We start from the raw sequence: 23,502 nt of genomic DNA, 5'->3' as shown, positions 1-23,502 counted from the left end.
CGAGTCAACCGTCGGTGCCGCGCAGTCGGGATGCGAGTTCCTCGACACGAGCGGCGATGTCGTTGCGCACCAGACGCATCCGTTCGATCCCATCGATACCACGTTCGGACGGCTCGTCGGTATTCCAGTTCTCGAACGTCGCACCGTCGATGGGATCGACCGTCGCCTCGCTCCCGAGGGTGATCACGTAGTCGATGCGAGACAACAACTCCGGGTCGATCGGTTTCGGCTGTTCACCGGATAGGTCGACGCCGACTTCGAGGAGTGCCTCGGCCGATAGTGCATTGACCGTTCCGCTCGGCCTCGTTCCCGCCGAGTGCACCTCCACCGAATCGCCGGCCGCTTTGCGCATCAGACCGGCCGCCATCTGAGACTTTCCGCCGTTCTTGACGCAGACGAACAGCACGCTGGGTGTCGTCATGACGCCGAACTCTGCTTCGCCGCAACCAGTTCGGCGATCAATTCTTCGATTCGACTCTTGATCTCGTCTCGGATCGGACGAACCGCCTCGACGCCTTTGCCTGCCGGGTCGGCCAGTGCCCAATCGCGGTAGCTCACTCCGGGGAACACCGGGCACGCGTCCCCGCAGCCCATGGTGATCACGACATCGGACGTCTCGACGGCCTCCGGGGTCAGGATCTTCGGGGACTGCGCCGAGATGTCGATACCGAGTTCGGCCATGGCCTCGACTGCTGCCGAGTTGATGGTGTCCGCGGGAGCGCTACCGGCAGAACGCACCTCGACGGTGTCGCCGGCGAGATGAGTGAGAAATCCGGCGGCCATCTGAGAGCGGCCGGCGTTGTGGACACAGACGAACAGAACACTGGGTGTGTCGGACATCAGGATTCCTTCGATGACGTGGTCGTGGAAAGGCTGGGGGAGAAGCGCTTACGCAAAGCGAGGGAGACATAGACGAGGCCGACCAGCACCGGCACCTCGATGAGTGGTCCGACGACTCCAGCGAGTGCTTGTCCGGATGTCGCGCCGTACGTCGCGATGGCGACGGCGATCGCCAACTCGAAGTTGTTGCCTGCGGCCGTGAACGCGAGGGTGGTGGTGCGTTCGTAGCCCAGACCCATCGCGGCACCCAGGGCGTAGCCGCCGCCCCACATCACTGCGAAGTACACCAGTAGTGGCAGTGCGATACGAACGACGTCGAACGGCTGTGACGTGATCTGATCACCCTGCAGCGCAAAGAGAATGACGATCGTGAACAGCAGGCCGTAGAGGGCCCACGGGGCGATCCTGGGGATGAACTTCTTCTCGTACCACTCGCGGCCCTTGGCGCGTTCGCCGAAGAAGCGAGACGCGAATCCCGCTATCAGTGGGATGCCGAGGAAGATCAGCACCGACTTGGCGATCTGCCACGGCGACGCCTCGATGGTGGTCTGATCGAGCCCGAGCCATCCCGGCAGAACCGAGAGGTAGAACCATCCGAGGACGGCGAACATGAATACCTGGAACACCGAGTTGATCGCGACCAGAACCGCGGCGGCTTCCCGGTCACCGCAAGCGAGGTCGTTCCAGATGATGACCATCGCGATGCATCGAGCCAGACCGACGATGATCAGGCCGGTTCGGTATTCGGGGAGGTCCGGCAGGAAAAGCCATGCGAGAGCGAACATCAGAGCCGGACCGAGGACCCAGTTGAGCACCAGCGAGCCGATCAGCAGGCGCTTGTCTCCGGTGACGGTGTCGAGGCGGTCGTAGCGAACCTTCGCCAGCACCGGATACATCATGACGAGCAGTCCGATGGCGATGGGGAGCGAGACGCCGTCGATGGAGATGGTGGACAGCGCCTCGTCCATTCCGGGAATCATGCGTCCCAGGAGCAGACCTACGACCATGGCCACGCCGATCCACACGGGCAGGAACCGGTCGAGAGTGGAGAGCTTGCCTACTACGGCAGTATCGGTCGTCGTACTCATGCCATGACCTCCGTGGACTCTGCAGCGTTCAGCACTGCGGAAAGTTGCTGCAGGGCAGCGGGAACCACCGAGTAGTAGACCCAGGTGCCGCGCCGTTCGCAGTCGAGCAACCCCGCCTCGCGGAGCACCTTGAGGTGGTGGGAGATCGTCGGCTGCGACAGGTCGAATGCAGGGGAGATGTCGCAGACACACGCTTCGCCGCCTGCATGGCTGGCGACGAGGCTGAGCAGACGCAGCCGGACGGGATCTCCCAGAGCTTTGAACATGCGGGCCAGGTCTCCGGCCCAATCCGCGTTCAGGGGTTCGCGGATCAGCGGCGAGCAGCAGTCACCATCGACGGATGACCGGTCTTGATTCGACATTCGTCTATATTGACGCTCATCGAATCAGGCGTCAAGTGAACAGTTGCCGAACCCGAAGAACGCGGTACACGACTCCGAGCGCGACCACGACTGTTCCGACCGCGATGGATGACGCCGGCAACGTGGCGATCAGCACCACGCACCCGATGCTGCCGAGGACCTGAAGAGCCCGTGGGTAGCGGCGGTGCTCGGCATCCTGGGTGAACGCGCTGAGATTGGCCACCAGGTAGTAGAGCAGCACCCCGAACGACGAGAAGCCGATGGCGTCACGTAGATCGACCACCAGGACCAGCACACAGACGATCACGGCCAGGGTGATCTCGGCGCGATGCGGAACCGAGTAGCGGGGGTGGACCGCCGCCAGGTACGACGGCAGGTCGTGCTGGCGAGCCATCGCCAGTGAGGTGCGGCCGATGCCCGCGATCAGCGCGAGCAGCGCTCCCAGCGCAGCCAGGCCGGCGCCGACGCGCATCACCGGCGACGCCCACGAATTCCCCGATGTGACGACGAGATCGACCAGAGGGGCAGACGACGAGGCCAGGAGTTCGGGGCCGAGAACCGACAGCAGTGTCAACGCAACCACCGCGTAGACCACGAGCGCGATACCGAGGGCGGAGACGATGGCGCGTGGGATGGTCCGCTCCGGCCGTGTCACCTCCTCGCCGAGCGTGGCAATGCGGGCGTAGCCCGCGAAGGCGAAGAACAGCAACCCCGCCGACTGCAGAATGCCGTACCACCCGTTCTCGATGAACGAGCCGAGCTCGGAATCGACCGGCCCGGACGAGCCGGTGACGCCGAGCACCACCCCGACGACAAGTACGGTCAGCACAGCGGCGATCAAGATCTTCGTCAGCGTCGCCGTGCGGGTGATGCCGAAGTAGTTCACCGTGGTCAGCGCTGTGATAGCAAGTACCGCAACGAGTTCGGTGTACCCGGCCGGGGCGACGTAGGCCGCGAACACCAACGCCATGGCCGCCGAGCTTGCAGTCTTGCCGATGACGAACGTCCACCCGGCCAGAAATCCCGGCCACTCGCCGAGTCGCTCGCGGCCGTAGACGTACGTGCCGCCCGACGTCGGATACTGGGCGGCCAGCTGAGCCGAGGAGGTCGCGTTGCAGAACGCCACGACCGCAGCGACGGCAAGCCCGATGAGCAGGCCCGTGCCCGCGACGGCCGAGGCTGGGGCGAACGACGCGAACACCCCTGCCCCGACCATCGAGCCAACCCCGATGACGACGGCGTCGAACAGTCCGAGGCGACGAGCCAGCGGCTGTGTCACGGCCGAAGCCGGTTCTCGATCACGGCGACAACTGTAGACACACGTCGATCACACGATCGAGGTGTGTGCCTACTTCTTGTTCTGGTACACGTCCGGGATGCCGTCGTGATCGTCGTCGCGGGTTTCTTCGATGTGGATGTCGCGGTAGGCCTTGTTACGGCTGCGCAGGATGACGGCGGCCAGCGAGGCGGCGATGATCGAACCGGTGAGCACGCCCACCTTGACGTGGTCGTCGCGCTCGGTTCCTTCACCGAAGGCCAGGTCTCCGATCAGCAGCGACACCGTGAATCCGATACCCGCGAGCATCGCAACGCCCAGGACGTCGAGCCATTTCAGTCCGGCGTCGAGGGTTGCCCGCGTGAAGCGAGAGACGAGGTAGGTGGTGCCGAAGATACCGACGGTCTTGCCGATCACGAGTCCGGCGATGATGCCGATGGCGATGGGGTCGGTCAGTGCGCTGGCCAGGCCGGAGAATCCGCCGACGGTGACGCCGGCTGCACAGAATGCGAAGATCGGCACAGCGATACCCGCGGAAATGGGCCGAATCTTGTGCTCGAAGTGTTCGGCGAGGCCGGGGCCTGCCTCCGGCCCTCCGTTGGCCTTGCTGCGCATCACCGGGACGGCGAAGCCGAGCAGAACGCCCGCGACCGTGGCGTGGACGCCGGACTCGTGCATCAGAACCCACGTCACCACAGCCAGCGGGATGAGGATCCACCACGACCGGACGCGCATCTGCACGGCAACGGCGAACAGTGCGAGGGGGATCAGCGTCAAGCCGAGGGCGACGAAGTTGATGTCGTCGGTGTAGAAGATCGCGATGACAGTGACGGCCAGGAGGTCGTCGACGACGGCCAAGGTCAGCAGGAAGGTCCGCAGCGCAGTCGGCAGGTGAGTGCTGATGACGGCCAGGACGGCGACGGCGAACGCGATGTCGGTGGCCGTCGGGATTGCCCAGCCGAGTAGTGCGCCGTCCCCGGTGCCGAGGTTGATCAGCACGAAAATGATTGCCGGAACGGCCATTCCGCCGATAGCGGCCGCCACCGGTAGCGCCGCGCGTGCGGGATCGCGAAGATCTCCGGCGACGAATTCTCGCTTGAGTTCGAGTCCGACCACGAAGAAGAAGATGGCCAACAGCCCGTCGGCCGCCCATGTCGACAGAGTCAGGTCGAGGTGCAACGCCGAGGGCCCGACGCGGGTATCCATCAGCGAGTCGTAGGCAGCGGACCAGGGTGAGTTGGCCCAGACCAATGCGGCCAGGGTTGCGACGAGTAGCAGTGCGCCGCCGACTGTCTCTTTACGCAGGATCTGTGCCATACGGTCTGCTTCGGACCAGGAGCCCCGCGAGAACAGCGGCAATCGCGTTTTGGGAGATGATGAATCTGTCACGGTGACAGCGCCTTTCGGTAGCTTGGTCGAGCTGCGGGCCAACCTCGGGTAGGACGGTAGACGCGCAGCACAGAGTTGTTGCCGACCAGACTTCCCGGCGCACCGTGGTCGATCCTATCGCGCCGAGGCGTTCGCGACGAACTCGAAGTCAACGAACGCTGGGCACGAATCGCGTCAGCGCGCGCCAGCCCAGCAGTAGAACTGCAGTGGACACCGTCGCGACGACGATGAACGCGCCGGCCGTTCCCTGCCCGGTCAGTGCCCGCAACACCATGCCCACGACAACTGTCGTCACCCACACGACGATGCCCGTCGGAACGACGAGGAACGCGTCGAACTTGTTGCGGTACAGAGCGAACGTGACGACCCAGCCGACGGCGGCACCGACGACGAACGGCCACGCGGTGTGGAACAGGCCGGACAGCGCGGTGGCCTCGTCATGGCTGCGGCGACCGATGGCGGCGAACAGCACGATCATGGCGAGATCGATGACGGCAGCTACGGCAGGGGAGCGAAACTTCACGCGCACCACTGTAGACACCGACAGCGAACGGCCCGCACCGGCGAATGCAGTGCGGGCCGTTCGGTGGTGCGGGTGCCGACGAATTACGCCTGCAGTCCGGCTTCGATGTCGAGGTTCAGGGTGATCTTGTCGCCGACGACCGCGCCGCCGCCTTCGAGGGGCATGTCGATGCTGATGCCGAAGTCCTTGCGGTTGATCACGGTGCTGGCCTCGAAGCCTGCGACCGGTCCGTTGCCCATGCCGGGGTTGACGCCGTTGAACTCGAGCTTCAGATCGATGGAGTTGGTGACGCCGTGGAGGGTGAAGTCTCCGGTGACGATGAAGTCTCCGCCGTCGGCCTTGACCGAGGTGGACTTGAACGTAGCGGTGGGGAACTTCTCGACCTCGAAGAAGTCGGCGGTCTTGAGGTGGCCGTCGCGCTGCGCGTTGTCGGTGGTGATGGACGCGACGTCGATCTCGGCGTCGACCGACGGGGTGCCGTCGGCGTCGACGGTGACGGTGCCGGTGAAGGTCTGGAAGCGGCCGCGGACCTTGCTGACCATCAGGTGGCGGACGGTGAATCCGATGGTGGAGTGGGTTGCGTCGATGGCCCAGGTGCCTGCGGTGAGCTCGGGAAGTGCGATGGCGGTGGTCATGAAGTCTCCTCGGAGGTTGAAGTTTCAATGCTCATAGTACACAAGCGGACCGAGGTCCGTATATATTCCGGGTGAACAGAAGGTGACGGACGCCATACCGCGGCGAGTGTCTATGCGGTGTCCGGATCGCCCTGTGCATCGCGAACATCCTCGGTGCGGCGCAGCTCCGCGGTCTCCTGCTGTTCCAGTGCGATGTCGAAATCGAGATCGGCGTGCTGGTGCTTGCGGAAGAGTACGAGGAACACGATCCATCCGACGATGGCCACGAGGATGAAGCTGATGCCGCGGTAGACCAGCGCCGATGCGACGGCCTGCGAGGCGGTGATCGAGGCAGCGCTGGTGAGAAACGCGATGAGGGTCGCGTCGACGACGACCAGGCCGCCGGGCGCGAGAGGGACGGATCCGACGGCCTTGCCGGCCGCGAACGCGATCAGCAATCCCGACAACCGTGGATCCGCGCCGACGGCGAAGCATGCGAACGCCAGGCAGGCGACATCTGCGAGTCGATGCACGGCAGACCACGAGAGGGTGAGCGCGCCGTCGCGCTTGCCGAGTTGAACGGATTGGATCTGGCCGATGATCTTGTCGATGGCCTCGGCCCCGGCGTCGAGCTCGTGGTTACGAAACGCGTTGTACTTGCGCAGACCCCAGCGAGCGATCTGTTTGATCGACTGCGGGTGGTTCGAGATGTATCGAACCGCGGCAACGATGGCGATGACTCCGGCGATCGGAAGCACGAGGGTGAATGTGTTGAACGAACTGCCGACCACCAGCCCGCCCGCAACACCGAGGACGGCCAGTCCGGCTGCGGCGATGACGCCCGAAATGGCCAGCTGCCAGGACGCGACGACCGGGCTCGCTCCCCAGCGGCGCGTCTCGCGATAGGTGAACGCCGTGGAGAACACCTGGCCTGCGGGGAGGGTGAGCGCCATGGCGGTGCTGCCGTAGATGACGGCCACGGACTTGTGCTGGCGCACCTTGACGCCGCCTGCGTCGAGCAATTGCTTCTGCACTCTGCCGAATGCGCTCAGCGACACCGCCTGCGCGAAGACGCAGGCCGCAAGCCAACCCCAGTGGATCTCGCGGACGGCGGTCCAGGATTCGTGCAGCCGCGGCCACAGATATATCGCCTCGCCCACCAACAGCGCGACCAGGGCGATTCCGGCGATCCACTTGACCCACCGAAGTCGGTTTCGCGGACGCCGCACTGCGGGTCCGCGGGTGGAGCTGGGGTCGGGCACCGTGTCAGACTAACCGTCGTGGGGCGGGGAGTCGGGAAACTCCACAGGCCAGGCCAGATGGGTGGCCCGTCGTCGACCACGCAGTTGCACCTGGTCTCCCAGCTCCCACTGTTCCTGTTCCTCGTCGTCGGCGAAGTACAGGGCCGAGGTCGACGCCAGGACGCGTCCGGGACGCAGTTTCGCCAGCTCGGTCAGTCGTGACGCCTCGTTGACCGGGTCACCGATGACGGTGTACTCGAAGCGTTCGGATGCACCGATGTTGCCGGCGACGGCCAGGCCTGCCGATACGCCGATGCCGATGTCGAGGCCGGTGATCTCGTTCAGCGCGAATCGCAGTTCACGCGCGGCAGCGAGAGCAGCGGTCGGCGCATCGGGACGGTCCAGTGGGGCACCGAAGATCGCCAGGGCCGCGTCGCCCATGAACTTGTTGACGAACCCGTGATGGCGTCCGACGACGTCGACGACCACTCGGAAGAACTCGTTGAGCAACACCACCACTTCGCTCGGTGGTCGCTCGGAGGCGGTGGCGGTGGAGCCGACCATGTCGACGAACAGCACTGCCACGAATCGTGTCTCGCCGCCCAGCTCGGTTCCGAACTGCAGTGCTCGACGCGCCACGTCCTCACCGACGTGCTGGCCGAACAACTCTCGCAGGACGCGTCGTTCGGCCGATTCCTCCATCATTCGGTTGAAGCCCACCTGGAGGCGGCCGATCTCGGAGCCGTCGAACACATCCACCTCGACGTCCGTCTCGCCGCGCTGGACGCGCTCGATGGCGCTGTGCAGCTGGCTGATCGGATCCGAGATCTGGCTCGCGGTGAGCATCGAGAGCACGAACGCCTGCACGATGGCCAGCACGCTGAGCAGGATGATGGCCACGGCGAGCGAGTTGGGGGAGAACACCAGATCGGTGGTGATCTGTGTGGCGCACAGCAGGATGATGCCGATGACGGGCATCAACGTGCCCAGGCCCCACGTCATGGCCATGCGTGTACCGACGCCGGGCGTCATGGTCCGGTCGAATCGGCCCTCGCTCAACGCCAGTGCCGCAACCGGTCGCAGGATTCGTTCGCCGAGCATGTACGTGAACCCGAACGTGACGGTGGCCGCCATGCCGACGGTGACGATGACGGCGATGGACAGCGACGGCATCTCCGCAATGGTCAACAGTACGAAGATGACGCCGCCGATGATCCAGAGGATCAGGTGCACGATCGCCTGACGCAACGGTGCATGCAGGGTCGTCATCTGTTCCTTGCGGGTGGGCGGTCCCCCGCGGAGCTGCCACCGGATCACCGAGCGCAGGAGGTAATACGCGTAGATCAGGCTGACGACGAGGGCCACCAGGAGGTACGCCCCGAAGATGTACACGTTGCGCACGCGGTCGGCGACGATCGAATCCGATTCGGGGATGGGCAGCCCGTAGCGGACGAAGGCGAAGACGAGCACCGCACCGAAGACATTGGCGATGAGCATCGAGAACATATAGAGCGGCCAGCGACTCTTCAGGGTGAGCGAGACCGCTCGGAAAGATGCCAGCACGGGTTAAATTTAGCGGGTGAGCACCGACGAGTTGCGGGCGCAAGGTACGGGGGCGTCTCCGGGCCTCACTTCGGCCGCGGATTCGGTGCATCCGCTGGTGCGGATCGGTGCCGAATGGACGTGGCGACTGCTTGTCCTTTTTGCCGGATTCATCACTTTTGCGTACGTGGTGGCGAAGTTGAGCACTGTCGTCATTCCACTGGGTCTCGCGCTGCTGGCGGCGGCCATGCTCGTGCCGGTCGTCGACTGGATGCATCGGCGCGGAGTCCCACGGGCCGTCGCGGTGATCGTCGTCATCGTGGCCAGCATCGGCATCGTCGCAGGCATCATGACCTTCATCGTCGAGCAGTTCATCGAGGGTCTCCCGCAGGTGGGTGATCAGTTCACTCAGTCCATCAACGGCATCGAAGAATGGCTCAGCAACGGACCGCTGCACATCAGCGAGGACCAGATTCGGCAGGCGACGGACAGTGTCGTCAAGGTCATTCAGGACAACCAGGAAGCTGTCACCAGCGGTGCGCTGACCACTGCGGCGGTGATCGGTGAGATCCTCACCGGCGCATTGCTCACGCTGTTCGTCCTCATCTTCTTCCTGTACGGCGGCGATCAGATCTGGCAGTTCGTCACCCGGTTGGCACCGACCGCGGCCCGCAGAAGGATCCGCACCGCGGGCATCCAGGGCTTCGGGTCGCTGGTGGGCTACGTCAGGGCGACGGTGGCCGTCGCGGCCGCAGATGCCATCGGTATCGGTGCCGGCCTCGCCATCCTCGGTGTGCCGCTTGCACTCCCGTTGGCCTCGCTGGTGTTCATCGGAGCCTTCATCCCGATCATCGGTGCAGTGCTGACCGGATTCGTCGCGGTCTTCATCGCTCTCGTCACCAAGGGCCTGATCACCGCGGTGATCACTCTCGGCATCGTGGTGGCCGTCATGCAACTCGAAGGCCATGTGCTGCAACCACTTCTGTTGGGTCGTGCCGTGCGTCTGCATCCGTTGGCGGTGGTGCTGTCCATCACCGTCGGCATTCTGCTCGCCGGCATCGTCGGCGGCCTGCTGGCCGTGCCGATCGTCGCCGTCCTCAACACTGCCGTGCGGTCGTTGCTCGCCGACGATCCGGACGAGGTCTACGAGGAACTCGAGGTGACCGACCCGCTGTACTCCGCGGACCCGAGCGACCCACACACCCCACCGGGTAGCGACGAGCCGGATCGGCTTGCCAAGGGAGAGCTGACGATCCCGGATTCCACGAGCGCAGGTCCGAAGACCGATGCGGACGGCTGACCGGGTGAGGGCCACGCTGTCCTCGTCCGATCCGGACACCCCGCTCTGGCGGGCCTCGCAGGCCTTTCGTCTGGTCACACTCGTCTACGCCGTGAGCTACCAGGCCGCGACCGTCGACAACTACACCAACCCACGACTGAGTTGGTTCCTCGTGGCCCTGATGGCCGTGTGGTCCGGGGCGTCGGCGTTGCTGCTCGCACGCGCCTCGCTTCCGCGCTGGCAGGTGGTGCTCGCAGACCAGGTCATCGTCCTCGCACTGATGGCATCGACGCGACTGGTGGCCGATTACGACTGGTACAGCACCCGCCAAACTCTGCCGACCACACTGTGGGCCACCAACGCCGTCATCTCCGCAGCGATCCTGTGGGGCCCCAAGGGCGGAATCGCGTCCGGGGTGGCGATGTCGGTGGTCAGCGCGCTCGTCCGCGACCGCTTCGACTCCGACCTCTGGTCCGACGCCACCGCCCCGGTGCTGCTCTCGGCCGGACTGGCGCTGGGATTGGCGTCGAACACCGCCCGGCGCGCCCACCGAGAGTTGCGTCGGGCAGCACGATCGGCCGCGATCACGGAGGAACGTGAGCGGCTCGCCCGACAGGTGCACGACGGGGTGCTGCAGGTATTGGCCCTCGTTCGACGCAGAGGTCTCGAAATAGGCGGTCCGGCAGCCGAACTCGCCGAGCTGGCCGGTGAACAGGAAGTCGCCCTGCGCGTGCTGATCTCGGAACAGGCAGTACCGCGCGGCGATCACACCGACTCGATCGTCGACGTCAGGGCACTGCTGCGCAGGCAGGCAGGTACCGCCGTCGCCGTCTCGACGCCTGCCGACCCGGTGCTCGTCGAATCCGAGGTGGCCGAGGAACTCGCTGCAGTCGTCGCGACTGCGCTGTCCAACGTCGAACTCCATGCGGGCGCGGAAGCCAAGGCGTACGTACTGCTCGAGGATGTCGACGGGGAGTTGATCGTCAGTATCCGCGACGACGGCCGCGGAATCCCTGCCGGACGGCTCGCAGCCGCCGAAGCCGAGGGGCGGATGGGCGTCTCGAAATCGATACTCGGCCGTGTCGAATCTCTCGGTGGCACTGCGATACTCGATACAGAGGACGGGGCGGGCACCGAATGGGAGATCCGTATTCCACGAACGAGGGAACCGAAGTGACCGAGGAAACGAATGCCGATATCGCGGTGATGGTCGTCGACGATCATCCGATGTGGCGGGACGGCGTCGCCCGAGATCTCGCCGCCGCCGGTTTCAGCGTCGTCGCCACGGCGGACGGCGTCGCCGCTGCCGGCCGCCGCGCCCGAGCGACCACCCCCGACGTCGTGCTGATGGACATGCATCTGCCCGACGGCAACGGAGCCGACGCCACCGTCGCCGTCCTCGACGCGTCGCCGCAGACCAAGATCCTGGTGCTCTCTGCGTCCGCAGAACGCAACGACGTGCTCGACGCCATCAAGGCGGGCGCGACGGGTTATCTGGTCAAGAGTGCATCGGCCGAGGAGTTGTTCGACGCAGTTCGCGCCACCTCGGCCGGACAGGCGGTGTTCACTCCCGGCCTCGCGGGCCTCGTACTCGGAGAGTTCCGCCGAATGTCCTCGTCACCGGAACCGGCGTCCGATACGCGCCCGACGCTGACCGACCGCGAAACCGAGGTGTTACGCCTGGTGGCAAAGGGTCTGAGCGCCAAGCAGATTGCCACCCGGCTGACGCTCAGTCACCGCACCGTCGAGAATCACGTGCAGGCGACCCTGCGAAAACTGCAACTGGCCAACCGCGTCGAACTGACCCGTTACGTCATCGAGAAGGGGCTGTGAGGGTTTGCGTCTGCAGCCGAGGGGCACTCTGCATCCCATGACCGACAACGACAATGCAGTGGACACCACCGTCGACCCGGCAAAGCACTCGAAGGGTGTCGATGCCGATCTCGATCAGACCGGCGACGAGCGCGCCGAGGCAATCGACGAGTTCGACGGCCATCTGGACGGGTCGGGCGAGGACTCCTCGTTGCCGACGCCCGAGCCGACCGACGTCGCCGATCAGTCCGACGAGAAGACCGTCACGCGGTCCGAGTAGCGCTACTGGGCGCACAGCCTGCCGAGCGCGAACTTGGCGACCGGCACGTACGGAAGCACCAGCGGCAGGGGGCCGTCGATCGTCAGCCATGCCCTGGTGCCGTTGGGTCGTGCGACGACACCGTGCGTCAGATCGACCCCGACGGCCTGATTCTGGAACCACGCCGACCATGCCCATGTCCACGAATGCTCGTCGACCGAATGCACCCGGAAGTCGATCGGCACACCCAGCGGCCCCAGTACTCGGCCAATGCTGTTGGCGGTGAGTCGCTCACCGCGGTACTCGACGCCCATGATCTGCGGTGCCCAGGTCTTCCAGGCCGTCGGTTCCATGTAGCGCTCCCAGACCTCGGGAGCCGCGGCGTTTCCGGTCGATTGCAGTGTCACTCGCATCTGTGTCCTCTACCCGCTGGTAGCGATCCCCACACAGAATTCCGCGAAGGTTCGGCCGGCATCCATCGCCGCGCCGTCGGGCGGACTTGTCGCCGAGCAGACTGATCGAGTGCGCATCGTCCAGCTCGCGAACTTCTACGGACCGCGGTCCGGCGGTTTGCGGACGGCCGTCGACCAGCTCGGGTCGGGGTACGTCACCAGGGGCCACGACGTGAGTCTGATCGTGCCGGGAGATCGATGGAGCGAGACACTGCTGCCGTCTGGAGTGGTGCGCATCGAGGTACCGGCACCGCAGATCCCGTTCACCGGCGGCTATCGGGTGGCCGATCCGCGGCGGGTGTCGTCGGTCGCGGCCGGACTGAGACCCGATGTGATCGAAGTATCGGACCGCCTCACGCTGCGCGGAATGGGTGCCTGGGCGGCGCGCCGAGACGTACGCAGCGTGATGATCTCGCACGAACGCCTCGACCGTCTGCTCGCGCAGACCATGCCGATGCGCTGCGCCCGCCCCATCGCGGACGTGGCCAACCGTCGCACCGCCGCGTCGTACGACGCCGTGGTGTGCACCACGGAGTTCGCGCAACAGGAGTTCGAGCGCATCGGTGTTCGCAACGTGCACCGAGTGCCACTCGGTGTCGATCTCGACCTGTTCCATCCGCGTCGTCGGCAGGTAGGCGAGCGCACCGCGTGGTTGGGCACCGCCGATCGGCTGCTCGTGCACTGCGGCCGGCTCTCGGTCGAGAAGCACGTCGAGAGAAGTATCGACTCGCTTGCCGCGCTGTGCGACTCGGGTATGCAGGCGCGGCTGATCATCGCAGGCGACGGCCCCCGCCGAGCGAGCCTGGAACGACGCGCCCGCGGTCTTCCCGTCGACTTCCTCGGTTTCGTCGACGGCAGGTCGGCTGTCGCGGCCCTGCTGGCCTCGGCGGACATCGCCCTCGCGCCTGGGCCGCACGAGACGTTCGGCCTCGCGGCTCTGGAATCGCTCGCCGCAGGCACCCCCGTCGTCGTCTCCGAGACCTCGGCTCTGGCGCAGATCGTCACCCCGCACTGCGGCGGCTCCTCGAAGAACACCGCAGCCGGATTCGCCGCCGAGATCGAACGAGTACTCGAACTACCGGTCGACGGCCGCCGCGTCGCCGCGAGGTCGCGTGCAGAACAGTTCGGATGGCCCGCGTCGATCTCCGGAATGCTCTCGGTACTGGGCGGTCGCGCAGCCTGAGATCTTCGCTACCCTGAGTCCATGGAGGCAAGGGATCTGCGAGTGTCCGATGCCGAACGCGAACACGTCGGAGAGCTGCTGCAGCGCGCCGTGGGGCAGGGCATGTTGTCGCTCGGCGAGTTCACCGAGCGAATGGACACCGCATTGGCGTCGAAGACCCGCGGTGAGCTGAACTCGGTTCTCGCCGACCTACCCGGGATGCAGATTGCCGAGGAACATCGCCCGGCACCGAAACCCTTCGCCGCGCCCACCCCGCAACCGACCCCGCGTCGCGTCGTTCAGGAGCATTGGGGGCACGGCAGCGGCGCGTCGGACACATTGCGCGGCACCATGTCCACCGTCACCCGCAAGGGTCCCTGGAACGTGCCGCCGAGCCTGCGCGTCTCCACCCGTATGTCCACGGTGACACTCGACTTCACCCAGGCGGTCATGTCGACGCAGGTGGTCGAGATACACGTCGACGACTACTGCAGCACCGTGACACTGATCGTGCCGACCGAAGCGACCGTCGATCTCAACCGCGTCGAGACGGTGGCGGGCAGTGCCACCAACAAGGTTCGCACCGGGCCGCCGTACGGGCCGCTTCATCTCGTGGTCTCGGGCAAGGTCCGCTTGGGTTCGGTGACCGCCAAGCACCCCTTCGGTAGCTCGATCCGCCGGATGTTCGGCTAGCGAGGCGGTTCTACTCGAGCAATCCGAGTAGCACTACTCACGCTTTTCGGCCGCGACGGTCGCAGGATCTAACCCATGACTTCTTCCCAGAACTCCGGGCTGGATCCGCAACTCGTCGCTCGCCTGTCCAGCCGCTTCGATTCCCTTGGCGACCACATGCGTCAGGTGGCCGTCGATCTGCAGACCTTGCAGTCGCAGCTCGGGGCCGCAACGGCTCCCGCTCCGACGCGGCAGGCATCGGCCCCGGTACATCCTGCCGCCGCACCACCAGTTCCCCCACAGCCGTACGGTCAGCCGTTCGGCCACACTGTCGGTCGGCCGCAGGCGCAGCAGATGGTTCGGCCGCAGCCCGTCCCTACGTACCCGCTGCCACCACGGGGGCCGGTCGTCGCGCCTCGACCGCCGGCTCCACCTCGTGAGCCGTGGTGGCAGCGGGACGGAGTGATCAGCCGTCTGCTGGCCGTCGCCGGTGCGGGCGTCACCCTCGTCGGCGTGGTGATGCTGCTCGTTCTCGCTGCACAAGCCGGGTGGTTCGGCCCGCCGCTGCGGGTCGCTGCGGGCGCAGTGTTCTCGCTCGCGCTGATCGGTGCAGGCGTCCGAGTGTTCGGCCGGTCCGGCGGACGCGTCGGCGGAATTGCCCTCGCTGCCACCGGTATCGCGGGCCTGTACCTCGATGTACTCGCGACGTCCGTCCTGTACGGCTGGCTCGATCCCGTACTCGGGCTGATCACCGCATTCGGAATTGCCGCAGCCGGAACAGCACTCGCAGTGCAGTGGAAGTCGCAGCCGATGGCGGTGCTGATTCTCGCCGGCGTCGCAGTGTGTGGTCCGGTACTGACCGACGGCCTCACGCTGGCCTTGATCGCCTTCTTCATCGCCACCTATGTCGCGAGCTTCCCGGCTCAGATCGGTCGGAATTGGCAGCTGCTGCAGGTCGTTCGGACCGTTCCCCTCGTCGGCGCGGTGTTGGCTGCGGTCGCCGCTGCCGACATGAACGGCTCGACCGACAACTACTGGCTGCTCCTGGCCATCGTGCTCACGGCAGTGCTCGGAATCGGGATGTCGCTGGAGTTGTTGCGCCGCAACGTCTCCGATGTGGTCTCGACCGTGATGATCGCCCTGCCGTCGCTGCCCGTCCTGCTCTCCGTCGATATCTTCGATCGCGCTGCCACCGTCGCCCTTCAACTGGTTCTCGCGACTGCGGCAGTGGCGATCGTGGCTCTGGTGCGCTGGTTGCCGGCACATGCCCGCATCACCGTCGCGGTGATCGGTGCCCTGGCGACGCTGCAGGCCGCAGTCGAGTCGACGACCCTCGAGATCCGCCCGGTCGTGCTGTTCGCCCTCGCCCTGGCTCTCATCGCGGTGGCGCACAGCACGCGTTCGACGCTCGCATACTCGATCGGCAGTGGATTCGGCGTGATCGGCACCTTGATGTTCGTCTCGGTCAGTCCGCCACAGGCGCTGCTGGACTCCGATCACGCAGTGGGCAGTGTCGGCATCGCCCTCGGTGGAATCCTGCTCGCTGCAACGGCATTCGCGTTTGCTTACGTGCTGGCCGAACTGAAACTGGTCGACGACGGATTGCAGACCCTCGCTATCGTCTCCGGCGTACTCGCGCTGTACGGCCTGACGGCGGCCACCGTGACCCTCGGCATCGGAATCGGCGGCGAAACAACAGGTTTCACGGCAGGGCACACCGCGGCGACCATCGAGTGGATGATCGCAGCCTTCGCGCTACTGGCGTTCGGTTTGCGTAGCGCGACCCACGCTCATCTGGCCCTGCTGGCCGGACTGTCCTTGACCGCCGCGGCCATCGCAAAACTGTTCCTGTTCGACCTCGTCGCCCTGGACGGCCTGTTCCGAGTCATCGCCTTCATCGCAGTGGGACTGCTGCTGCTGATCGCAGGTACCCGATACGCCAAGGTGTTCGCGGATCGAGAAAGTGCGGCAGTTTCTTCCTGACCCCCAGCTGCGTCAATGGACCATTGCATACGTCTCGACGGTGCAGTGGTCCATTGACATGACTGACCCCGGCCCGGCCACTCCGCGTGAATGGACCATTGCATACGTCTCGGCGGTGCAGTGGTCCATTCACGCGTTGCGAGGGGGCGACGGCAGGGTGGGTCATGAGTCCTCGGGAGCCGTTTCGCCGAGACCGAGTTTGCGTTGCATTCGTTTCATGCCGGCCGGTGCCCACCAGCTCGCGTCGCCGAGCAGTTTCATCGTCGCGGGCACCAGGAACATGCGAATGACCGTTGCGTCGATGATGAGGGCGGCGATCATGCCGTAGGCGATGTATTTCATCATGACCAGATCGGAGAATGCGAACGCTCCGGTGACGACGATGAGTATCAAGGCCGCAGCGGTGATGATGCGTCCGGTGTGAGAACTGCCGATGTGGATGGCTTCGCTTGTGCTGGAGCCATTTTCACGAGCCTCGACCATTCGGGACAGGAGGAAGACCTCGTAGTCGGTGGAGAGTCCGAAGACGATCGCCGCGATCAACAACAGAATCATCGCCATGATCGGCCCCGGCGTGAAGTTCATCCACGCGGACCCGTGGCCGTCGATGAAGATCCAGGTCAGGATGCCCATGGTGGACCCGAGGCCGAGTGTCGTCATCAGTACCGCCTTGATCGGCAGCACCAGAGATCCGAATGTGAGGAACATCAGTACGGTCACGACCAGGACGACCAGTACCGCCATCAGTGGTAGACGGTCGACCATCGCGTCGATCGAATCTCGTTCGATCGCAGGCGTTCCCGTCACCTGCATCGTCGTGCCGTCGGGAGTGTCGATGCTGCGGAGGAATTCGATGGCGGGCGCGCTGTCGTTCCGATCGATCAACCCGGCCTTGAAGACGATGATGCCGTCCTTGCTGGCACCGACCGGGGTGAACTGCTCGATCAGGCCGGGTGCGTTGTTCGCCTGGGTGGTGATCGCGGCGAGGTTGGGGCCCTGCGCGTTCTGGATGACCAGCTTGATGGGCTCGGTGCGCTGGCCGGGGAACAACTCGTCGAACTGTTCCTGCGCCACTCGTGTCGGATTGTCCGGTGGCAGATACGTTTCGTTGATTCCGCCGAACGCGAGATTGCCGATGGGCAACGTCAGGGCCAGCAGTCCGAGAACGATGGTGACGACCACCTTGATGGGATTGCGCATCACCCAGGTGGTGAGCCTGCCCCATCTGCCGTTCTCGATCTCTTCCGAGGACTTCGTCTTACGCATGAACGCGAGGCCGAGGGCATCGACGCGTGGGCCGAGGATCGACAGAATGGCCGGCAGGATGGTGATCGCGGTCAACGCCGCGAGAGCGACCGTCGCAATCGAACCAAGGGCGACCGACCGCAGGAACCCGTGCGGAAACAACAACAGGCCACCGAGGCACGCGACGATGATCGTCGCCGAGAACGCCACTGTGCGACCGGCCGTCATGACTGTTCGACGGACCGCATCGGGCGTCGATCTGCCGTCGCCCAGCTCCTCTCGGAAACGGGAGACGATGAACAAGCCGTAGTCGATCGCCAAGCCCAGCCCCACCAGCGACACCACCGGTGCGACGAAGGTGTTGACGTCGGTGACGTGGGTGAACAGCTTCACGATGCCGTTGGCTCCGATGACCGTCAACGCACCGACGATGAGGGGAAGCGCAGCAGCGACGACGCCGCCGAAGACGAAGAACAGCAGCACCGCGACGGCGGGGATGGCGAGGACCTCCATGCGATGGATGTCGTCGGTCATCGTCGACTGCAAGGAGGCAGCCACCGCCTGTTGTCCGGCGACCTGCACATCGACGCCGTCGATGTAGAAGTCGTTCTGGACGGCCTGGAAGTTCTCGGTCAGTTCGGTGTCGTTGCCGCCGACGATCGCGATGCTGGCGATGGCGTGCTGCTTGTCGGTGGTGCCGAGCGCCGCGAGCACGGGTGCTTCCGCGGTTCTGAAATAGCTGCCGTTGATCTTCGCGATGCGGTCCGGGTGGTCGGCGACCAGCGAATCGAGGTTCTGGGTGATCGCCGCACCGAACGACGGATCATCGATGTTCGAGCCCTCGGGGGCGGTGTAGAGAACGATGACATCGCCCTCGGTGTCACGTCCGAACGTCTCGTTCGCAAGATTGCCGGCCGCGGCCGACTGCGACGTCGGATCGTCGAATCCGCTCTGGCTCAAATGGTCCGGTAGATCCCAACCGTAGGCCGCCAAGATCGCCAGCCCGGCCACCATCACCCCGAGAACGCTGTATCGAAGGCGGTGGACCAAGGTTCCCCATCGCACGAACACGTGTGTGTAACTCCCCCCGAAAGCGCGCGACTACCGCCGCCACGCGAATGAAACGTCGACCCCCGCTGTCAGGCAGGAGTGTAGCTTGCGTAACGACTATCGAGGCAGGAGTGCAGCCTGCGCGTCAGTGCTCTCAGCGGTTGCGTTCGCGCGCAAGCAATTCGCTGACGCTCAGTACGTGCCCGTTCTCGCCGCCGCGATGGCGACCGCTGTCACCGCCCTCGGTGGACGGTGCGGCTCGACGTCCCGACCGCGTGTTCGACTCGCCCGACGCGGTTTCGCTGGTGCTGTCGCGGTCGGTGCCATTGCGGTCGGTATCCGTGTGCTCCGTACCGTTCCGCGCGGATCCGGCATTGCCGTTGCTGTCGGCACGGTCGTGCTCGGAGCCGTTGCTGCCGTGGTCGTTCCGGGCAGAACCATGGGGTGCAGAGCCGTTCGCTGCCGAGCCGTTCTCGCCGTGACCGTTGTGACTCGTACCATTGGCGGTCGAACCATTGGTCTTGGAACCGTTGCGTGGTGCGCTCGACGGCGGTGACGCGCTCGGTGCTCGCAGGTCGGCGAGCCAGCTCTCGATGGAGCGCGAATCCGGTTCCTCGGCGCGAGGTGTGCGAGCGGGACGGGTGCGGCTCGGCGGTGTGCTCGGCGCGCGGGGCGGCTGAGCTGTCGGGGGAGCCGCCACCGGGTTGACCGGGGGAGCGGGCCGAACGACCTCGGCGGCCTGAGTGGGTTCCGGTTCGGCGATCGGTCGCGGCCGTACCGGCTGGCTCGGGGCAGGTCGAGAATCCGATCGTTGCTGCGGAGCTTCCTGAACCTGGTCGGGAGTCGAGGCCGGAGGTGTTGCGGGGCCATGCGTCGGCTCCGGCGGTGTTGCGGGGCGTCCCGTCACACTCCGTCGCGATTCCTCTTTCGCGGCGTGGGTCGCCCTGATCGGACCGGCACCGTGCGGTGCGACCACTGGAATGGGCTCGGTGAGCGGCTCGCTGCGACGCGGTGCCGGACGCATCGGCGGCGCGACGGTACTCGACGGTGCACCCCCCGCGAGGGCGAGCTCGGGCACGTTTTCGATGGGGAGCAGCTCGTCCTCGAGGATGGTCTCGCCCAGTCCGAGCTTCTGCTGGATTCGCTTCATCCACTGCGGGGCCCACCAGCAGTCGTCGCCGAGCAGCTTCATCGTGGCGGGCACGAGGAACATACGGATGAGGGTGGCGTCGATGATGAGGGCCGCGATCATGCCGTAGGCGATGTACTTCATCATCACCAGATCGGAGAACGCGAACGCTCCGGTGACAACGATGAGGATCAGGGCGGCGGCGGTGATGATGCGTCCGGTATGCGAGGTTCCGATGCGGATGGCTTCGCTTGTGCTGGCACCCTTTTCGCGAGCCTCGACCATGCGAGAGAGCAGGAAGACCTCGTAGTCGGTGGACAACCCGAACACAATCGAGATGATCAGCACCAACACCGGGGCCATGATCGGCCCCGGGGTGAAGTTCATCAGCCCCGCACCGTTGCCGTCGATGAATATCCACGTCAGGATGCCCATGGTGGCACCGAGACCGAGGACGGTCATGAGCACCGCCTTGATCGGCAACACCAACGATCCGAACGTCAGGAACATCAGCAGCGTCACGATGAAGACCACCAGAACGGCCATCAACGGCAGCTTGTCGATGAGCGCACTGATCGAGTCCTGCTCGATGGCGGGTGTACCGCCGACGAGCATTGTCGCTCCCTCGGGCACGTCGATGCTGCGGAGGAAGTCGATGGCGGGCTTGGAGTCGTTGCGATCGACCAGTCCGGCCTTGAAGACGATGATGCCGTCCTTGCTGGCACCGACCGGAGAGAACGGCTCGACCAGGCCGGGAGCATTGTTCGCCTGAGTGGTGATCGCCGCGAGCGTCGGGCCCTGCGCGTTCTCGATGACCAACTTGATGGGCTCGGTCCGCTGGCCGGGGAAGAGCGAATCGAACTCGCCCTGCGCTTCTCGGGTGACGTTGTCGGGAGGCAGATAGGTCTCGTTGATGCCGCCGAACTTGATGTTGCCGACGGGAAGCGTCAGGAGCACCAGGCCGAGCACGATCGGGACGGTCACCTTGACGGGGTTGCGCATCACCCAGCGGGTCAGGCGGCCCCACATGCCGTTCTCGATCTCTTCGCTCGATTTGGTCTTGCGCATGAACTTCAGACCGAGCGCGTCGACGCGGGGTCCCAGGATGGCGAGCATCGCGGGCAGAATCGTGATGGCGGTCAGAGCAGCCAGTGCGACGGTGGCAATGGAGCCGTAGGCCACCGACTTCAGGAAGCCCTGCGGGAACAGCAGCAGGCCGCCGAGGGACGCGACGATCATCGTCGCGGAGAACACCACGGTGCGACCGGCCGTCATGACCGTGCGGCGCACGGCCTGTGGCGTCGAATAGCCGTCACCCAGTTCTTCTCGGAATCTCGAGACGATGAACAACCCGTAGTCGATCGCCAAGCCCAGGCCGACGAGCGAGACCACGGGCGCGACGAAGGAGTTGACCTCGGTGAAGTTGGTGAACACCTTCACGATGCCGTTGGCACCGACGACGGTCAGACCGCCGATGATCAGGGGGAGGGCGGCTGCGACGACACCACCGAAGATGAAGAACAGCAGCACCGCGACGGCGGGGATGGCGAGTAGCTCCATCCGCTGGATGTCTCCGGCCATCGTCGACTGCAGTGCGCCCGCCACGGCTTGCAGTCCGGTCACCTGCACGTCGACGCCGTCGATGTAGAAGACGTCCTTGACGGCTTGGAAGTTGTTGGTCAGCTCGGTGTCGTTGGCACCGGCGATGGCGACGCTGGCAATGGCGTGTTGCTTGTCCGCGGTGCCGAGTGCGGCCAGGTTCGGAGCAGTGGCCGTGCGGAAGTAACTGCCGTTGACCTTCTCGATCTGGTCGGGGTTGTCGGCGGCGAGCGAGTCGAGATTGGCGACGATCTTGGACTGGAACTCGGGGTCGTCGATCGTCGATCCCTCGGGTGCGGTGTAGAGCAGGATGACGTCACCCTGCTTGTCGCGACCGAACGTGGTGTCCGCCAGACGGGCAGCCTGAGCCGACTCCGAGGTCGGATCGTCCCAACCACTCTGACTGAGATGGCTGTTGAGATCGAGACCGTAGGCAGCGAAGCCCAGCAGTCCGGCCACCATGACACCGATAACGGTGTACCGCAGGCGGTAGACGATGTCTCCCCATCTGGCGAACACTTAAGAAACTCCTTGGCGCCCGACGAGCAGGGCGGACAGCGGTCGGAAGGGCTGCAGCCACGCACCTTCGTCGGGAAGCGAATCCAGACTCACCCGAGGCAGTGGCTCACGGAAGACGCCCGGGATGTCCTCCAGGTCGAGGAACTCCAGGATGTCGGACGTGACAGCCCAGCTTGCGTGCTCCCGGAATCCCAGTACCTGTACGGGCACTCCGGTCGCTGCGATGGCCTCCAACGGCCCTTTGAACGCCTGACCGTCGGCGGACGCAACCATGACACCGGCGAGGCCACCGTCACGGTTGCGGAAGTCGATGTGGTCGAGCATGTCCGCGTCGACGTCACTGTCCTCGTCGACCTTGGGCTTGGCGAACACCGCAAAGCCCACGTTACGCAATGCTTCGACCCAGGGTCGGACGACATCGGCGCTGCCGGGGGCGATGTTGGTGAACACCGTCGCCTCGGGCTCGAGTGTCGCGGTGCCGGAGGTGGAGAGTTCGGCGGTGCGGCTGAGCAGCCATCGGCCCAGTGCATCGAAGCGTGGGCGGTAGGCGGCGGTGGGGCGGCCACCCAGAATTGCACCGAGACCCATGTCCAGGTTGGGTGCGTCCCAGACCAGCAGGACGCGTTTGCTGTGGCGCGATTCACCGATCGCGCCGAGTTCGGAGGGGTCGACCACGGTGTCGGGCATGTCCGTACTGACGCTCATGCTGTCTTCTTTCCCCAGATCAATTCCGTCACCGAGCTGCCGACCTGCTGTGCCTTGCCCTCGAACTTGGTCACCGGCCGCTCGTGTGTCATGGGCGATTCCCAATCGAGAACGGTCAAACCGGGCTCGGCGTTCCCGGCCTCGGCAATCCACTCAGCGTATTCGGCATGATCGGTGGCCACGTGCAGAACGCCGCCGGGCTTCAGCCGATCCGCGATCATCGCGAACGTCGGTCCCTGCAGCAGCCGACGCTTGTGGTGGCGAACCTTGGGCCACGGGTCGGGAAAGAAGACGCGCACGCCGGTCAACGATTCAGAGGACAGCATGTTCTCGAGCACGTCCATCGCGTCACCGCGCAGCAACCGAACGTTCTCGATGCCTTCTCTTTCGATCTGCTGCAGCGTCTGCGCGAGACCGGGCCGATAGACCTCGACGGCCATGAGGTTGACGTGCGGCTCGGCCGACGCCATCGCCGTGGTGGCAGTGCCCGTACCCGAGCCGATCTCGAGAATTGCCGGACCGCTGCGCCCGAACCAGGCGTCGACGTCGATCTGCTCGTCGGCGACGTCGCGGCCGATGCGCGGCCACAGGTTGTCCCACGTGGTCTGTTGAGCTTCGGTCAGAGCTCCACGCCTGGAGCGGAAACTCGTCACGCGCGGGTACAGCCGTGAGCCCCGTTGGTGGGTCTGCGCGGCGTTCTCCTCGGTGTCGACAGAGGTGTCCTGAGGCTCGTTCACCGGACCATTGTCGCGCATCGACGG

General features: G+C 65.3%; 22 protein-coding genes. 7 read left to right on the top strand and 15 right to left on the bottom strand.

Annotated elements, in window-relative coordinates; translation table 11 throughout:
• Positions 1-4: 4 nt before the first annotated feature.
• From AABD04_RS23030 to AABD04_RS22985, 10 genes are all read right to left on the bottom strand, one after another.
• Complete coding sequence (locus AABD04_RS23030) at positions 5-421, bottom strand: arsenate-mycothiol transferase ArsC (RefSeq protein ID WP_341442621.1); 417 nt, start codon at positions 419-421, stop codon at positions 5-7.
• Positions 418-840 carry an arsenate reductase ArsC gene (locus AABD04_RS23025; RefSeq protein ID WP_341442620.1) on the bottom strand — a complete coding sequence of 141 codons (423 nt, stop codon included), beginning with the start codon at positions 838-840 and terminating at the stop codon, positions 418-420. The genes AABD04_RS23030 and AABD04_RS23025 overlap by 4 nt, the downstream gene beginning before the upstream one ends.
• On the bottom strand, positions 840-1,928 hold the full coding sequence (gene arsB / locus AABD04_RS23020; protein ID WP_341442619.1) for an ACR3 family arsenite efflux transporter: 1,089 nt from the start codon (positions 1,926-1,928) through the stop codon (positions 840-842). Before arsB ends, AABD04_RS23025 begins: the two co-directional genes overlap by 1 nt.
• Positions 1,925-2,290, bottom strand: coding sequence for an ArsR/SmtB family transcription factor (locus AABD04_RS23015; protein WP_335740393.1), 366 nt, complete (start codon positions 2,288-2,290; stop codon positions 1,925-1,927). Before AABD04_RS23015 ends, arsB begins: the two co-directional genes overlap by 4 nt.
• A 31-nt stretch (positions 2,291-2,321) precedes the next feature.
• Entirely contained in the window at positions 2,322-3,569 is a 1,248-nt protein-coding gene (locus tag AABD04_RS23010) for an APC family permease (RefSeq protein ID WP_341442618.1), read from the bottom strand.
• 69 nt (positions 3,570-3,638) lie between these two features.
• Positions 3,639-4,883, bottom strand: a complete 1,245-nt coding sequence (nhaA, locus tag AABD04_RS23005; protein ID WP_341442617.1) for a Na+/H+ antiporter NhaA — start codon at positions 4,881-4,883, stop codon at positions 3,639-3,641.
• Positions 4,884-5,103: 220 nt separating this feature from the next.
• Positions 5,104-5,478, bottom strand: coding sequence for a DUF3054 domain-containing protein (locus AABD04_RS23000; RefSeq protein ID WP_374230281.1), 375 nt, complete (start codon positions 5,476-5,478; stop codon positions 5,104-5,106).
• An 83-nt stretch (positions 5,479-5,561) separates the two neighbouring features.
• A complete protein-coding gene (locus AABD04_RS22995) occupies positions 5,562-6,113 on the bottom strand; it encodes a YceI family protein (RefSeq protein ID WP_243595232.1) in 552 nt (183 codons plus the stop codon).
• Positions 6,114-6,223: 110 nt separating this feature from the next.
• Positions 6,224-7,354, bottom strand: a complete 1,131-nt coding sequence (locus AABD04_RS22990; protein ID WP_341442616.1) for a lysylphosphatidylglycerol synthase transmembrane domain-containing protein — start codon at positions 7,352-7,354, stop codon at positions 6,224-6,226.
• 9 nt (positions 7,355-7,363) lie between these two features.
• Positions 7,364-8,839, bottom strand: a complete 1,476-nt coding sequence (locus AABD04_RS22985; RefSeq protein WP_243595325.1) for an adenylate/guanylate cyclase domain-containing protein — start codon at positions 8,837-8,839, stop codon at positions 7,364-7,366.
• A 142-nt stretch (positions 8,840-8,981) separates the two neighbouring features.
• Between AABD04_RS22985 and AABD04_RS22980 the strand changes: the two genes are divergently transcribed.
• The 4 genes from AABD04_RS22980 to AABD04_RS22965 are packed head-to-tail and all read left to right on the top strand — an operon-like array spanning position 8,982 to position 12,246.
• On the top strand, positions 8,982-10,175 hold the full coding sequence (locus AABD04_RS22980; protein WP_243595324.1) for an AI-2E family transporter: 1,194 nt from the start codon (positions 8,982-8,984) through the stop codon (positions 10,173-10,175).
• Entirely contained in the window at positions 10,162-11,331 is a 1,170-nt protein-coding gene (gene macS / locus AABD04_RS22975) for a MacS family sensor histidine kinase (RefSeq protein WP_243609175.1), read from the top strand. The genes AABD04_RS22980 and macS overlap by 14 nt, the downstream gene beginning before the upstream one ends.
• 29 nt (positions 11,332-11,360) lie before the next feature.
• The gene (locus AABD04_RS22970; protein WP_374230291.1) at positions 11,361-11,987 is read left to right on the top strand and encodes a response regulator; all 627 of its coding nucleotides are present in this window, start codon (positions 11,361-11,363) and stop codon (positions 11,985-11,987) included.
• 37 nt (positions 11,988-12,024) lie between these two features.
• Positions 12,025-12,246, top strand: coding sequence for an autophagy-related protein 2 (locus tag AABD04_RS22965; RefSeq protein ID WP_341442615.1), 222 nt, complete (start codon positions 12,025-12,027; stop codon positions 12,244-12,246).
• A gap of 2 nt (positions 12,247-12,248) precedes the next feature.
• Here AABD04_RS22965 and AABD04_RS22960 read toward each other — a convergent pair whose 3' ends face one another.
• Positions 12,249-12,638 carry a MarR family transcriptional regulator gene (locus AABD04_RS22960; protein WP_341442614.1) on the bottom strand — a complete coding sequence of 130 codons (390 nt, stop codon included), beginning with the start codon at positions 12,636-12,638 and terminating at the stop codon, positions 12,249-12,251.
• 109 nt (positions 12,639-12,747) lie between these two features.
• On the opposite strand from AABD04_RS22960, the gene AABD04_RS22955 reads away from it, so the two are divergent.
• The 3 genes from AABD04_RS22955 (at position 12,748) to AABD04_RS22945 (ending at position 16,494) form a co-directional block, all read left to right on the top strand.
• Entirely contained in the window at positions 12,748-13,860 is a 1,113-nt protein-coding gene (locus tag AABD04_RS22955) for a glycosyltransferase (RefSeq protein ID WP_243595227.1), read from the top strand.
• A 21-nt stretch (positions 13,861-13,881) separates the two neighbouring features.
• A complete protein-coding gene (locus AABD04_RS22950) occupies positions 13,882-14,532 on the top strand; it encodes a DUF1707 SHOCT-like domain-containing protein (RefSeq protein ID WP_243609172.1) in 651 nt (216 codons plus the stop codon).
• A 75-nt stretch (positions 14,533-14,607) separates the two neighbouring features.
• Positions 14,608-16,494, top strand: a complete 1,887-nt coding sequence (locus AABD04_RS22945) for a DUF2339 domain-containing protein (protein ID WP_341442613.1) — start codon at positions 14,608-14,610, stop codon at positions 16,492-16,494.
• A gap of 162 nt (positions 16,495-16,656) precedes the next feature.
• Here AABD04_RS22945 and AABD04_RS22940 read toward each other — a convergent pair whose 3' ends face one another.
• The 4 genes from AABD04_RS22940 to trmB form a co-directional block, all read right to left on the bottom strand.
• Positions 16,657-18,810: an MMPL family transporter gene (locus AABD04_RS22940; RefSeq protein WP_341442612.1), complete on the bottom strand. Its 2,154-nt coding sequence runs from the start codon at positions 18,808-18,810 to the stop codon at positions 16,657-16,659.
• Positions 18,811-18,943: 133 nt separating this feature from the next.
• On the bottom strand, positions 18,944-22,036 hold the full coding sequence (locus tag AABD04_RS22935) for an MMPL family transporter (RefSeq protein ID WP_341442611.1): 3,093 nt from the start codon (positions 22,034-22,036) through the stop codon (positions 18,944-18,946).
• Positions 22,037-22,723 (bottom strand): NYN domain-containing protein, encoded by a 687-nt coding sequence (locus tag AABD04_RS22930; protein ID WP_230596533.1) that lies wholly within the window; start codon positions 22,721-22,723, stop codon positions 22,037-22,039. It abuts the gene before it with no gap.
• A 14-nt stretch (positions 22,724-22,737) separates the two neighbouring features.
• Positions 22,738-23,496 (bottom strand): tRNA (guanosine(46)-N7)-methyltransferase TrmB, encoded by a 759-nt coding sequence (trmB, locus tag AABD04_RS22925; RefSeq protein WP_243595222.1) that lies wholly within the window; start codon positions 23,494-23,496, stop codon positions 22,738-22,740.
• Positions 23,497-23,502 lie beyond the last annotated feature (6 nt).

The organism is Rhodococcoides navarretei (assembly GCF_038069675.1).
Taxonomy (GTDB): domain Bacteria; phylum Actinomycetota; class Actinomycetes; order Mycobacteriales; family Mycobacteriaceae; genus Rhodococcoides; species Rhodococcoides navarretei.
The sequence above is the reverse complement of the archived record's forward strand: the minus strand, read 5'-3'. Positions and strand labels throughout refer to the sequence as shown.